This is a genomic window from Bradyrhizobium sp. UFLA05-112, assembly GCF_053572325.1.
The window spans coordinates 54,130-66,875 of sequence record NZ_JBANBK010000045.1 but is presented as its reverse complement, the minus strand read 5'-3'; the positions used below and the strand labels follow the sequence as shown (position 1 = coordinate 66,875).

The 12,746-nt window shown below is 63.3% G+C and carries 11 protein-coding genes; 5 read left to right on the top strand and 6 right to left on the bottom strand.

Annotated features, from left to right (window positions below; translation table 11 throughout):
• The 4 genes from SO180_RS24730 to SO180_RS24715 form a co-directional block, all read right to left on the bottom strand.
• Positions 1-188: hypothetical protein (locus SO180_RS24730; RefSeq protein ID WP_449381448.1), on the bottom strand; the 188-nt coding region annotated here is incomplete at its 3' end.
• A gap of 4 nt (positions 189-192) precedes the next feature.
• Positions 193-1,146, bottom strand: a complete 954-nt coding sequence (locus SO180_RS24725) for an ABC transporter substrate-binding protein (protein ID WP_449381447.1) — start codon at positions 1,144-1,146, stop codon at positions 193-195.
• 501 nt (positions 1,147-1,647) lie between these two features.
• The gene (locus SO180_RS24720; RefSeq protein ID WP_449381446.1) at positions 1,648-2,898 is read right to left on the bottom strand and encodes a lytic murein transglycosylase; all 1,251 of its coding nucleotides are present in this window, start codon (positions 2,896-2,898) and stop codon (positions 1,648-1,650) included.
• A gap of 14 nt (positions 2,899-2,912) precedes the next feature.
• Positions 2,913-3,299: an MAPEG family protein gene (locus tag SO180_RS24715; RefSeq protein ID WP_449381445.1), complete on the bottom strand. Its 387-nt coding sequence runs from the start codon at positions 3,297-3,299 to the stop codon at positions 2,913-2,915.
• A 238-nt stretch (positions 3,300-3,537) separates the two neighbouring features.
• Between SO180_RS24715 and SO180_RS24710 the strand changes: the two genes are divergently transcribed.
• The 3 genes from SO180_RS24710 (at position 3,538) to SO180_RS24700 (ending at position 7,085) form a co-directional block, all read left to right on the top strand.
• Positions 3,538-4,758, top strand: coding sequence for an OpgC domain-containing protein (locus SO180_RS24710; RefSeq protein WP_449381444.1), 1,221 nt, complete (start codon positions 3,538-3,540; stop codon positions 4,756-4,758).
• Between the two features lie 48 nt (positions 4,759-4,806).
• Positions 4,807-5,295: a DUF2059 domain-containing protein gene (locus SO180_RS24705; RefSeq protein WP_449381443.1), complete on the top strand. Its 489-nt coding sequence runs from the start codon at positions 4,807-4,809 to the stop codon at positions 5,293-5,295.
• Between the two features lie 179 nt (positions 5,296-5,474).
• Positions 5,475-7,085: an acyl-CoA synthetase gene (locus SO180_RS24700; RefSeq protein WP_449381442.1), complete on the top strand. Its 1,611-nt coding sequence runs from the start codon at positions 5,475-5,477 to the stop codon at positions 7,083-7,085.
• Positions 7,086-7,089: 4 nt separating this feature from the next.
• Here SO180_RS24700 and SO180_RS24695 read toward each other — a convergent pair whose 3' ends face one another.
• Entirely contained in the window at positions 7,090-8,292 is a 1,203-nt protein-coding gene (locus tag SO180_RS24695) for an MFS transporter (RefSeq protein WP_449381441.1), read from the bottom strand.
• A gap of 172 nt (positions 8,293-8,464) precedes the next feature.
• On the opposite strand from SO180_RS24695, the gene SO180_RS24690 reads away from it, so the two are divergent.
• Positions 8,465-9,265 carry an MBL fold metallo-hydrolase gene (locus SO180_RS24690; protein WP_449381440.1) on the top strand — a complete coding sequence of 267 codons (801 nt, stop codon included), beginning with the start codon at positions 8,465-8,467 and terminating at the stop codon, positions 9,263-9,265.
• A gap of 58 nt (positions 9,266-9,323) precedes the next feature.
• On the opposite strand, the gene SO180_RS24685 is transcribed toward SO180_RS24690, so the two are convergent.
• On the bottom strand, positions 9,324-10,463 hold the full coding sequence (locus SO180_RS24685; protein WP_449381439.1) for an OpgC domain-containing protein: 1,140 nt from the start codon (positions 10,461-10,463) through the stop codon (positions 9,324-9,326).
• A 386-nt stretch (positions 10,464-10,849) separates the two neighbouring features.
• On the opposite strand from SO180_RS24685, the gene htpG reads away from it, so the two are divergent.
• Positions 10,850-12,718: a molecular chaperone HtpG gene (gene htpG, locus SO180_RS24680; RefSeq protein WP_449381438.1), complete on the top strand. Its 1,869-nt coding sequence runs from the start codon at positions 10,850-10,852 to the stop codon at positions 12,716-12,718.
• Positions 12,719-12,746 lie beyond the last annotated feature (28 nt).

Sequence of the window (12,746 nt, the reverse complement as noted above, 5' to 3'; positions counted from 1 at the left end):
TGGGGCGCTCCATCGCTTTGTTGCCGCGACGATGGTGCCATGGCCTCGCCGCTCGGCCCATAGCATCTAAACCGCTCGCCCTTGGAGGCTTTCGGACGCCGGCCGCCGAATACGCCGCGCCGTCCCTCAAGCGGCCGGCATCCGAAATCCTTCACATGTGCAGACTCATGCAATGCAGCAAACAGCACCTTCTCACTCCATCAACTTGTCAGCGCGCGCCAACAAGACCTCGGGAACCGTCACACCCATCGCCTTAGCGGTCTTGAGGTTGATCACCAGTTCGAATTTCGTCGGCTGTTCGACCGGCAGATCGGCAGGCATCGTGCCGCGCAAAAGGCTCGCCGCAAATCGGGCAGTAAGGTCTGCTAAGTGATCCTCGGATGGGCCGTAGCCGATAAAGCCACCGTTCTCGGCCCAGCTGGCCCACATATAGATGGTTGGAAGGCGCAGTGCTGCAACTCGTTCTATAATCAGCGGAGTATTGCCGTCGAGCATCCCGGAATTAAGAATATTCAGCGCCGAAGCCCCCGATGTGCGTGCCTTGTCGATAGTCGCTGCGATCTCCTCAGCTCTGGTGATGCGATAGATTGAAAGCTCGACGTTTTTTGCGCGCGCCGCATCTTGCAGAGTGCGAGCCATCGCCTCAGTTGGGTTGCTGGGATCGGCGAGAGCCGCCATGCGGCGAATTCCAGGCATGGCTTCGATCAGGATGTCTTGCCGCACGCCGTCAAGCTCAGGGGCAAAAATGCTGATCCCCGTGATATTGCCATTGGGCCGGGCGAACGATTTCACCAATCCCTCCCCGACCATATCGCCTGTGATCCCAACGATGGGAATGCTCTTGGTTGCCTGCTGTACGGCGTTAACTGCCTCGGGTCCAGCAGCATAGATGACATCCGGTTGGGCTATGACCAGCTTCGCCACATGTTGCGAAATCAGATCGATATGAGGTGCAAAGGCGAGGTAATCAATCGTGAGGTTTTGGCCTTCAATGAAACCGGCGCGCCGTAGTTTGTCGAAAAAACGTACGTTAAAGGGTATGTCGCGAGGATGCGGAGACAAGCAACCCAGGCGATAGGTCCGTCCCGCTTTCTGGGCCTGCGCTGAGAGCGGCAACGCCGCCACCGCACCGCCGACAAGCGTCATGAAATCGCGCCGTCGCATTTCGTCGCCCTCAAGGCCGAGCGACAGCCTAACATAGGCTTCAAAATCCTACGGGTATTGTGCATTGGAGCAATATGCGCGCTGATGTCGCAGATGGGTCATTTTCGACGGGATTCATCAGGGATTGTCGGCAGGTTGATGTCCGCTTCTGCTCGTAAGCGCCGAACCGGGGCCGAGCCGGAAGCGTTGCAACAGGATCAAACATGTCGTCGGGTGGCGACGCGCTATGACAGGCTTGCTGCCAACTACCTTGCCTTCGTTCAACTCGCGTCAATCAGGCTATGGCTGCGCCTTAATGAGTCCAGGGCGGCGATGTTTCATGGCGCTGGCTTTCGCCACGAAGCGGCAAGGAGCGTCCACTCGGTCTAGGTGCGATGATACAACAATACCCCTGATTTGCCCGATGCGTCAATCAATTTCGTAAAATCAGCAATGCGTCGCGCCATCAGCCGTTCTACTTTGCATGGGGTTGTTTTCGACATTTTAGTTTTGCCCCGGTCTCGCCCCACCCGGCGCCGGCGCTCCGCGCAGGCTGGCGAGCAGCTCCTGCGACGGCCAGCAATCGACGGTCAGGCCCGCGCGCTGCTGGTACTGTCCGATTGCCCGCCTTGTGACAGTACCAAGCCGGCCATCGATCGCATCGGAATAATAGCCGCCCTTGGCGAGCTGGGTCTGGATCGCCGCGACCTCGCTGTTGCGCAGCGGCTTGAGCTTGGCCCAGGGCTTTTCGAACGGGGCGCCGCCGGCGATGAGGTCGGCGAGATGCCCGACGAACAGCGCATAGACGTCGGATTGGTTGTAGCTGCGGATCGCCTGGAAGTTGGCGAAGACGAGGAAGGCCGGGCCGTAAACGCCAGCAGGCATGACCAGTTGCGCCTGGTCCTGCAGCATGCCGGTGGCGGTGCCGGCATCGCTCACCGGCGTGACGCCGAGCTTCAGCCAGGCTTCGAGCGGCCGCTTGATGTCGGGCGAGCTCTCCACACAGCTCACGGTCGGCGGCAGACGAACCTCGAACCCCCATCGCTTGCCGCGCTGCCAGCCATAGTCGCGAAGCTGCTTGGCGCCCGAGGCGAGCGCGTCGGGGATGGAGCGCTCGAGATCGATCTTGCCGTCGCCGTCGCCATCGGCCGCGAATTTTGGGAAGTCCGAGGGCTCGAACTGTGTCTGGCCCATCGCCCCCGTATAGGAGCCCTTCGCGTCCAGGCTGATGGTGCCCTGCTGGACCAGGTCGAGCGCGATCAGGAGCTCGGTCCGGAACAGGTCCTTGCGGCGGCCGAGATAGGCCTGCGTCACCAGCGCCTGGAACACGGGATGGCGCTGTACTTCAGTTCCGTAATCGGTCTCGCGGCCCCAGATCGCGATGACGACGTTGCCGGGGACGCCGTAGGCGGCCTCGATGCGCGCGAGCAGGTCGCGGTAGGTTTGGAAATGCCGCGCGCCGGTCCTGGCCAGCCCTGTGAGCTGTTGCCGGGGCAAATAGTCCGCCGGCAGCTTTACGAATTCGGCCTGCTCCTTCACGGGGCGGCCGGGGATGACGAGATCCGGCAGGCCAAGATCGAGCTGGACATCGGTCGCGCGGTCGAACACCGCCTGCTTCACGCCGCGTGCCTTGGCGTCCTGCCATAGCTGCGCGCGCCACGCGTCGAAGGCGGGGTCGGCGCGAGCCTCCAGCACCTGCATCAGCACGACGAGCGCGATTGTTCCAGAGATCGCCGTGCGTCGTAAAAGGTCCATGAGGCGAGGGTGTCTCACGCGACCACCAGTCCGACCGCCAGCGCCAGCCCGCAGAGATAGGTGAACAATGCGCCGGCAAAGCGCGCCGGATTGGGCCGGTTGAGCGACTTGCCCCACAGCAGCCCGGCGGCAAGGGAAAAGCGCGCGATCGTCGCCACCACGATCGTCACGATGATCCAGCCTGGGGCCGGGCGCGTTGCGAACCAGAGAAACATCGCCGCGAAGAACGGCGCGTATTCGGCCGTGTTGGCATGCGCCCGCACCGCGCGGTGAATGGGGTCGGTGGGGCCGAGGTCATGGCCGATGCTCCGCCTGAACCTGCCGCGCAGGATCGAAACGTAAAGCCCGAGGCCGAACAGCAGCAGGCCGAGCAAGGCGGTGCAGATGATGGCGACGTTCATCGCAGTCTCCCCCCAAGAATCGAGGCGGAAGCAGATCAGATTGCGCCGTTCTGGGAAAGTCCGGCCGGCGGATCCCGACGCCCGTCGGCGCGACAAAGCTTCTTTTCCGCGGAGCCGATGTCCGCTACCCTTGCCGCTAGCCACCGGGTTAGGTGGCGTAGCCGCGTCAATTTCAGCATTGATTGATTGGGGCGGCTCATCTGCCGCGAGACTGTCCTTGGAAAAACGGGGCGGAGCCATGATCAACCGAGATTCGGCAGCTCTCTTGTCGCCGATCGAGCGCGATCTGCGACTCGATCTCTTCCGCGGCATCGGCTTGTGGATGATCTTCCTCGATCACATCCCGCACGACGTCGTGTCGTGGCTGACCTTGCGCAACTACGGATTCAGCGACGCCGCCGAGTTCTTCGTCTTCATCTCCGGCTATCTCGTCGGCTGGATCTACGCGCCGATCGTGCGGGGCGGCTTCTTCCTCGCCGCACTCAAGCGTCTGTGGAAGCGCACGGCCGAACTGTATGTCGCCCACATCATGCTGTTCCTGCTGTTCACGGCCCAGATCGCGCGCACCGCGCGGCGGTTCGACAACCCGATGTATGAGCACGAGTTCAACGTGTTCAATTTCCTGGCGCATCCGGACGAGCTGATCGGCCAGGCGATCCTGCTGAAATACAAGCCGGTCAATCTCGACGTCCTGCCGCTCTACATCACGCTGGTGTTCGCCTCGCCCTTCATCGTGTGGTGCCTGGTGCGGCGCCCGAACCTCACGCTGGCTGCATCCGCAGTGCTCTACGTGCTGTCGCGCTGGTTCGACTGGAATGTCGCGTCCTATCCGCCCGGCACGACCTGGTACTTCAATCCGTTCTGCTGGCAGCTGATGTTCGTGTTCGCGGCCTGGTGCGGCTCCGGCGCGGTGGACCAGATCGCGAAATGGGTATGGTCGAAGCCTGTGATGGGACTAGCGGCCGCCTGGATCGCCTTTGCGTTCCTGATCGTGATGACCTGGCACGTTCATACCCTCGAGGCGTTGATCCCCAAGTGGATGATCAAGGCGATCTACCCGATCGACAAGACCGACCTCGACATGCTGCGCTTCACGCACTTCCTGGCGCTGGCGGTCTGGGTGACGCAGCTCGTGCCGCGCCACTGGAAGGCGCTTCACACCAAATGGCTGCGCCCGGTCATCCTGTGCGGGCAGCACTCGCTGCCGATCTTCTGTCTCGGCGTGTTCCTGTCGTTCTCCGCACACTGGATCCTGACCCAATATACCAAGGGCACGTGGGAGCAACTCGCTGTCTCCTTCGCCGGCATTGCGGTCATGATCGTCGTTGCGTGGCTGTTCGACCGGGCGAAACAAATTCCGGACCTGTTCGTGGACGTGCTCGAGGAGGAAGAGGAGCCCGAGCCGGTGCCCGATCGCGACAAGACAGCCCCTGTCGTCGCGGCCGGTGCCGGCAGCTGAGAGGCGATTGCGGCGCTCGAATTTTGGCGAATTCTCATGGAGAGGTTCATGTCGAGAGGCTGGTTGACGATCGCGGGCACCTTGCTGTTCCTCACCTGCACCGCAGCCGCGCAGGCGCCGTCGCCCGAGGCGATGAGCGCGGCGCGCAAGCTCGTGATCACCATGAAGACGGCGGAGCAATATCGCGCGCTGCTGCCGCAGCTCCTGCTCAAGCTGCGCCCCGTCCTGGCCCAGGACAGGCCCGAGATCGAGCGCGACTTCGACGCCATGACGGCGACGAGCTCGGATATCTACGCGCCGTTCGTCGACCAGATGATCGAGCAGATCGCAGCGGTCTATGCCGCCACCTTCACGGTGGACGAGCTGCGCCAGATCGAGGCCTTCTACGCCCAGCCGGCGGGGCGGAAGCTGCTGGAGAAATCGGACGCGCTGACGCAGGCGAGCGCGCAGATCGCCCAGGATGTCAGCCGCAAGGCCGCCGACGAATTGAAGCAGCGCCTGACCGAGGCGCTGCGGCAAAAGGGGCACAAGCTCTGAGCCTGCCGTGGAGGCGCGACAAAAGCCCACGAGCAAGCACACGAGAATGACTTGCGTTAAGGCGTCAGGATGGCCCCGCAATGCTCGTTGCGCGCAGGTCCACTCAAATTGACCGGCAACGCCGTTGAAATTATAGCTTCCCTCAACGCCAAACGAAAAACACGACGGGGGAAGCCAGCATGACCGATATCTCGGCCACCATCTCGAAGGCCCGCGAGCATTCGATCGGCGATCTCCTGCGCCGCTCGGCAGCCCGCGAACCGAACAAGCCCGCTGTTTCCTGCGGCAGCGTGAAGTGGACCTTTGCCGAGCTCGACAGGATCTGCAATCGCCTGGCGCGCGGCCTCGATGACCTCGGCGTCCGCAAGGGCGATCGTCTGGCGGTGCTTTCGCGCAATTCCCACGCGTTCGCAGCGCTGCGCTTTGCCGTGGCGCGGGTCGGCGCGGTGCTGGTCCCGATCAACTTCATGCTCAATCCGGACGAGATCAATTTCATCCTGAAGAATTCCGGTGCGAAGGTGCTGGCGACCGGTCCCGATTTCGTCGAGCCCGCGCGCGCCGCAAGCGCCAAGGACTGCGCGGTGGAGAAGCTGATCTGGCTGCCTGGCGAGGATCCGGCGTCGCCGCCCGTAGGGCTCACCAATTTCGGCGATCTCCTGCATTCCGACGGTTCGTTCTTCGAGGCATCCGTCGATGCCCGCGACCTCGCCCAGATCATCTACACCAGCGGCACGGAATCGCTGCCCAAGGGCGCGATGCTGACCCATGAAGCGGTGATGTGGCAGTATGTGAGCTGCATCATCGACGGCGGCATGAGTGCGCATGACAACGTGCTGCACGCGCTGCCGCTCTACCATTGCGCCCAGCTCGACGTGTTCCTGGGGCCGCAAATCTATCTCGGTGCGTCCGGCGTGATCACGGGCAAGCCCACCGCCGACAACATCCTGGCGCTGATCGCGTCTCACCGGATCACCGCCTTCTTCGCGCCGCCGACGATCTGGATCGCGATGCTGCGCTCGCCCCATTTCGACAAGACCGATCTGTCCAGCCTGCAAAAGGGGTATTACGGCGCCTCGATCATGCCGGTGGAGGTGCTGCTCGAATTGCAGCGTCGCCTGCCGAACGTCAAATTCTGGAATTTCTACGGGCAGACCGAGATCGCGCCGCTCGCCACCGTGCTCCAGCCCGAGGACCAGCTCCGCAAGGCCGGCTCGGCCGGCAAGCCGACGATCAACGTCGAGACGCGCGTGGTCAACACGGCGATGGAGGACGTCGGGGTCGGTGAGGTCGGCGAGATCGTGCACCGTTCGCCGCATCTTCTGTCCGGCTATTACAACGACCCGGCGAAGACCGCAGCGGCATTTTCCGGCGGTTGGTTTCATTCCGGCGATCTCGCCACCGTCGATGCCGAGGGCTACATCACTGTTGTCGACCGCGTGAAGGACATGATCAAGACCGGCGGCGAGAACGTCGCGAGCCGCGAGGTCGAGGAGATGGTCTACCGCATTCCCGCGGTGTCGGAGGTCGCGGTGGTCGGGCTGCCCGATCCGCGCTGGATCGAGGCGGTCACCGCGATCATCGTGGTCAAGTCCGGCGAGACGCTGGACGAGGAGAGCGTCATCAAGCATTGTGCGGGGCAGATGGCGCATTTCAAGGTGCCCAAGCGCGTGGTGTTCGTCGACAGCCTGCCGAAGAATCCGAGCGGCAAGCTGCTCAAGCGCGAACTGCGCCAGCGCTTCGTCGGCAGCGACACGCTCGACAAGGCGATCCAGAAGAATTTCGGGACGTGAGAGCTCAATACTTCTTCATCGCCGCGCCGAAGGCGAGCCACAGCACCGTCGAGGCCAGCCCGAAGCCACCGAGCAGCAGGAAGGTCGGGCCGTAGCCGATCCATTCTGCGATCCAGCCGCCGAGCGCGGGGCTGAGGCTTGCCCCGACGCCCTGCACGGTGATGACGGCGCCCTGGCCGAGATTGATGCGGCCGGTACCGTTGAGCGAGCGCGCGACCACGCCGGGCACGGCGACCGTCTGCAATCCCGTGCCGATGCCGTCGAGCACCTGCACCGGTACCACGCCCCACCATCCCGTGAGGAAGTAGGCGAGCACGCCGCGGATCGGCAGGAACATGAAGGAGACCAGGATCACCGGCCAGTAATTGCGCTTGCTCGCGACCTTCATGGCGATCAGAGACGTCGCGACCATCACGCCTTGCGCAACTACTACCGTCGTGGCGACGAAGCTCGGCCCGTTGGCCTGGCCCTCGGCGACCGCCGCGAGCCCGTAAAGTGGCACGATCGCGGCGTTGCCGAGATGGAAGATGGCGAGCGCCAGTGCCAGCACCAGCAGCGGCTTGTGCCTCAGCAGCATCTTCATCGCATCCGGCGGAGCTTTGGAGTCGTCCTCCTTGCTGCCGCGTGCGACGCGGTCGTCGATCGATTTCGCCGGGATCATCAGCACGCAGGCGATCGCGATGGCGCCGAATGCCGCGGCCAGCATGAACACCGAGACATAGCCGTATCTGTAGCCGAGGTAGCCCGACAGCGCCGCGCCGACCATGTTGCCGGCGTGGTTGAATGCCTGGTTGCGGCCGTTCAGCGCATTGAAGCCCTTCTGCTTGGCGATGCCGAGCGTGATGCCGGTCACCGCCGGCACGATCGCGGCGCTCGCCAGCGACTGCGCCACTTGCGAGAACGTCACCGCCCAGAAGTTCTGCGAGATCAGGATGATTACGGAGGCGAGAACGACGCAGACGCCGGGGATCACCACCCACAAGCGCTTGTTGCGGCTGGCGTCGATGAAGCCGCCGATCGGCGTCGTGATCAGCATGCCCGCGACGTTGCCGATGGTCATGGCGGTGCCGATCAACCCGCTCGCCCAGCCGCGCTCCTGGAGGAACACGCCGACGAACGGCCCGATGCCCGACTGCATGTCGGCCATGAAGAAATTGAGCGCGAAGAGGGGCCAGAGACGAGGCGAGGAGGGGGACCGCGATGTCATCGATACGTCAAGCGTGGCCTCAACCGAAACCGGTGCTGGCGGGTTGCCTTGATCTTGCGTGGACCAAAACGTAACGGATGGTGATCCCATTGGTTCCAGCCGCTCTTGCGGAGGAGCGGTCCGGCCGTCACATCTTGATCATTGTTGATCGATGTCCTTCCTGGAGTACGCCATGCCACTCTGGACCTGCGAGACCTGCGGCGCGCAATTCCCGTCGAACGAGAAGCTGCCGGAATCTTGTCCAATCTGCGAGGACGAACGGCAATTCGTGAACTGGAAGGGGCAGACGTTTCTGTCCCGCGAGACCCTCACCGAGCGCTGCCGCGTGGCGTGGCGGGATGATCGCGGCCTCACCGGTCTTGCGCTCGAGCCGAGCTTTGCCATCGGCCAGCGGGCGCTGCTCATTCCGGACGGCGGTGCTTTCGTGATGTGGGACTGCGTTCCGCTGGCGACCCGCGAGGCGATCGAGCATGTCAGATCGCTCGGCGGGTTGAAGGCGATCGCGATCTCGCATCCGCATTTCTATGGCGCGCTTGCCGACTGGAGCGAAGCCTTCAGCGCGCCCGTTTATCTCCATGCCGACGATCGCCAATGGGTGACGCGGCCACATCGCGCAATCGAACACTGGACCGGCGACAGTCGCCGGCTCTCGGACGGCATCACCCTGTTGCGCAGCGGTGGCCATTTTGCCGGCGCCACCATGCTGCACTGGACGCGCGGCGTGGACGGCAAGGGTGCGCTGCTCACCGGCGACATCGCGCAGGTGACGATGGACCGCCGCTTCGTCAGCTTCATGTATTCATATCCGAACTACACGCCGCTGAACGCGGCTGCGGTACGGCGGATTGCGGAAACCGTCGCGCCGCTCGCCTTCGATCGCATCTACGGCGCCTGGTGGGGCCGTAACATCGCAGACGGTGCCAAGGCGGCGTTCGACGCGTCCGTTGCGCGCTATCTCGCCGCGATCGCCTGACCGTTGTTGTTTGAGCAGATCTTTCCGAGAAGCGCTCCACACTTTTCCGGATCATGCTCTAGGCCCGCTGCCGCAAGGCGGCGGGCAGGTCCTGCCGCCTGGACCAGGAGATGTAGTAGGCCACGGCCGCGATGGCCGCGAGGCCCGAAAGGCTGACCAGGATCTGCATCGCCACGAGATTGGGTCCCGTGATCAGGATCAAGTGCGCGGCGAAGGACAGGAACACGCTGACGCAGAACACCGCGAGCCATTCCTCACCGCTCCGGATCACCGGTTGCAGTGATTTCCACAGCAAGGCCGGATGATCGGCCGGCACCAGATACGTGGCGAGGAAGGCAAGCGCGAGGAAATGCAGCACGCGATGCGGCGCGAGGTTTTCCTTGTCGGGGGTGAAGATGCCGAGCACGGCATCCGGCAGATAGGCGGAAAGCGCCGGTGAATGCCGCGCCAGGGTGACCGCCATCGCGAACACGAGATAGGCGCCCGCGAGCGCGCGCAGCCAGGACATGCCGTGCAGCGCCCGGGCAGGCGCGCCGGTCACCGCGAACCAACCGCCCAGCACCATCAGCATCTGCCAGCAGAACGGATTGAAGGTCCATTCGCTGTCCGGAGAGATCCGGAACGTCCAGCCGAAATACCTCGCCGCGAAGTACACCGCGATCGATGCGAGTAGCGTCAGGTTTGGATGCCGGAACAGGCCCCACAGCGCCAGCGGAAAGAACGCCATCAGCGGGATCATCAATTGCAGCAGGTCGAGGTTGAGCGGCTCTTCCTGGAGCACCAGCCCGCGCACCAGGATGCGAAGGGGATGTTCGAGAATCCCGGAGATGTTGTACTCGTGGATGATCTCCGGCGCGGTCGATTGCGAGGCGACGTACGCGATGGCGTCGATATAGATCACGAACAGCACGACGTAGGCCGCATAGAGCCGCCAGACGCGACCGAAGATACGGGTTGCCGCGACCACGAAGCCACGCTCCAGCGCCATCTTGCCGTGGATGATGGTGACGCCATAGCCCACCACGAACACGAACAGGTCGGCGGCCCCGCTGAAGCCGAAATTGCGCAAGGTCAGCAGATTGACGACGTTGTTCGGCACGTGGTCGAGGAAGATCGACCAGTTGGCAATCCCGAGCGTGAGATAAAGCCTGGCATCGTGGCTATGTGCGGCGAGAGTCGCCTTAATGGACGGTTTCATTGCAAAAGAAATGGGAATCAGGGGCGACGCTTTTAACGATAACCATCGCACGATCCGAGTAGCGATTCCGTGAACGGGGACTGTCTTTCCCCTCTCTCGGAAGAAGGCAGGGCTGTCGCATTTGCGAAACGCGTGGGTTCGGCATGCCGGCGCCACAAGCTCGTCATGCCCGGGCTTGTCCCGGGCATCCACGTACTTCGTGCTGCGGGAAAGGCCGTGGATGGCCGGGACAAGCCCGGCCATGACGACGTGGAGGGGCCGTTCGCAACGTCATTGCGATGGCCCTGCACAAGAGCGGGAGAAGAATGCTCATCACAACCTCTTGATCTGCCGCGCCCGTGCGCTATATCCCGGGTTTCCTCATCCAGTTTCGATCGGATAAACGCATGACGACGTCAGATACGGCTGTGCATTCGCAGCCTTTCCAGGCCGAGGTGTCCGAGCTCCTGCACCTGATGGTGCACTCCGTCTACTCCGAGACCGACATCTTCCTGCGCGAGCTGATTTCGAACGCGTCGGATGCCTGCGACAAGCTCCGCTACGAGGCGATCGCGACCCCGGCGTTGCTCGGCGATGGCGACGCGCCCAAGATCCGCATCGTCCCCAACAAGCAGGCCGGCACGCTGACCATCGCCGACAACGGCATCGGCATGGAGCGGCAGGAGCTGATCGACCATCTCGGCACCATCGCCCGCTCGGGCACCAAGGCTTTCGTGGCGAAGCTGAAGGAGGCCAAGGACGGCCTCGGGCTGATCGGCCAGTTCGGCGTCGGTTTCTATTCCGCCTTCATGGTTGCGGACAGGATCCTCGTCATCAGCCGTAGGGCCGGCGAGAGCGACGTCTGGACCTGGACCTCGTCGGGCGGCTCCGGTTTCGAGATCGCGCGCGCGAGCGACGAAGACGCCGCGCGCGTGAGCCGTGGCACCGAGATCGTGCTGCACTTGAAGGAGGATGCGAAGAAATATCTGGAAGACTACGAGATCCAGCGCGTCGTCTCCGCCTATTCCGACAACATCCTCTTTCCCATCGAGCTGGTGCCGGCAGAAGGCGAGCCGCGGCAGATCAATTCGGCGAGCGCGCTGTGGCAGCGCTCGAAATCGGAACTTTCGGCCGACGACTACAAGAAGGCCTATCAGCAGATCGCTACCGCCTTCGATGATCCCGCGATGACGCTGCATTATCGCGCCGAGGGCCGTTATTCCTATGCCGTGCTCCTGTTCGCCCCGTCGACGAAGCCGTTCGACCTGTTCGAGCCGTCGCGCAAGGGAAGGGTCAAGCTTTATGTCCGGCGCGTCTTCATCACCGACGATGCCGATCTGTTGCCGGGGTACTTGCGCTTCATCCGCGGCGTCGTCGACAGCGAGGACCTGCCGCTCAACATTTCCCGCGAGATGCTGCAGAACAACCCGCAGCTCACACAGATCCGCAAAGCGGTCGCCACCCGCGTCGTCTCTGAGCTCGAAAGCCTCGCCGAAAAAGACGCGGAGAATTTTGCGAAGATCTGGGACGCTTTTGGCGCGGTGTTGAAGGAGGGTATCTACGAGGACTTCGAGCGCCGCGAGAAGCTCTTGGCGCTGTCGCGTTTCACGACGACCTCGGACGAGAAGCGCTCGCTGAAGGACGTCGTCGCCAACTTCAAGCCGAACCAGACCGAAATCTATTACCTCGTCGGCGACAGCATCGAGCGGCTGAAGTCCAGTCCACGTCTGGAGGCGGCGGCTGCGCGCGGCATCGAGGTGCTGCTGCTCACCGATCCCGTCGATGCCTTCTGGACCTCGATGCCGATGTCGTTCGACGGCAAGCCGCTGAAGTCGCTGGGCCAGGGCGATCTCAACCTCGACCTGATCCCCCGCGTCGACGACGAGTCGAAGGACGAGCCAGCGGCTGATGAAGCCGCCACCATCGCGCTGATCAAGGGCTCCCTCAACGAGCGCGTCAGCGACGTGAAGGCCTCGACGCGTCTCACGAGCTCCGCATCCTGCCTCGTCGCCGATAGCCATGGTCCAAGCCGCGAGCTAGAGCGCCTTCTCGCGCAGCAGAACCGCGGCGAGCGCTCCAGGCCAATCCTCGAGGTCAATCTGCGCCATCCCCTGGTCACCGCAATCACCAGGGCGCCGGCCGGCTCTACGGTAGTCGATGATCTCTGCCTGCTGCTGCTGGAGCAGGCTCAGATCCTCGATGGCGAATTGCCGGAAGACCCGTCCGCCTTCGCCGCCAGGCTGAACCGCCTGGTACTAAAAGGGTTGGGTGGATAGGCGGAACGCGCTGTTCCCCAAGGCTCGT

Excerpts from the sequence above, each read along its gene's own strand:
- SO180_RS24725 (WP_449381447.1), bottom strand. The coding sequence starts at position 1,146 with ATGACGCTTGTCGGCGGTGCGGTGGCGGCGTTGCCGCTCTCAGCGCAG.
- SO180_RS24720 (WP_449381446.1), bottom strand. The coding sequence starts at position 2,898 with ATGGACCTTTTACGACGCACGGCGATCTCTGGAACAATCGCGCTCGTC.
- SO180_RS24715 (WP_449381445.1), bottom strand. The coding sequence starts at position 3,299 with ATGAACGTCGCCATCATCTGCACCGCCTTGCTCGGCCTGCTGCTGTTC.
- SO180_RS24710 (WP_449381444.1), top strand. The coding sequence starts at position 3,538 with ATGATCAACCGAGATTCGGCAGCTCTCTTGTCGCCGATCGAGCGCGAT.
- SO180_RS24705 (WP_449381443.1), top strand. The coding sequence starts at position 4,807 with ATGTCGAGAGGCTGGTTGACGATCGCGGGCACCTTGCTGTTCCTCACC.
- SO180_RS24700 (WP_449381442.1), top strand. The coding sequence starts at position 5,475 with ATGACCGATATCTCGGCCACCATCTCGAAGGCCCGCGAGCATTCGATC.
- SO180_RS24695 (WP_449381441.1), bottom strand. The coding sequence starts at position 8,292 with ATGACATCGCGGTCCCCCTCCTCGCCTCGTCTCTGGCCCCTCTTCGCG.
- SO180_RS24690 (WP_449381440.1), top strand. The coding sequence starts at position 8,465 with ATGCCACTCTGGACCTGCGAGACCTGCGGCGCGCAATTCCCGTCGAAC.
- SO180_RS24685 (WP_449381439.1), bottom strand. The coding sequence starts at position 10,463 with ATGAAACCGTCCATTAAGGCGACTCTCGCCGCACATAGCCACGATGCC.
- htpG (WP_449381438.1), top strand. The coding sequence starts at position 10,850 with ATGACGACGTCAGATACGGCTGTGCATTCGCAGCCTTTCCAGGCCGAG.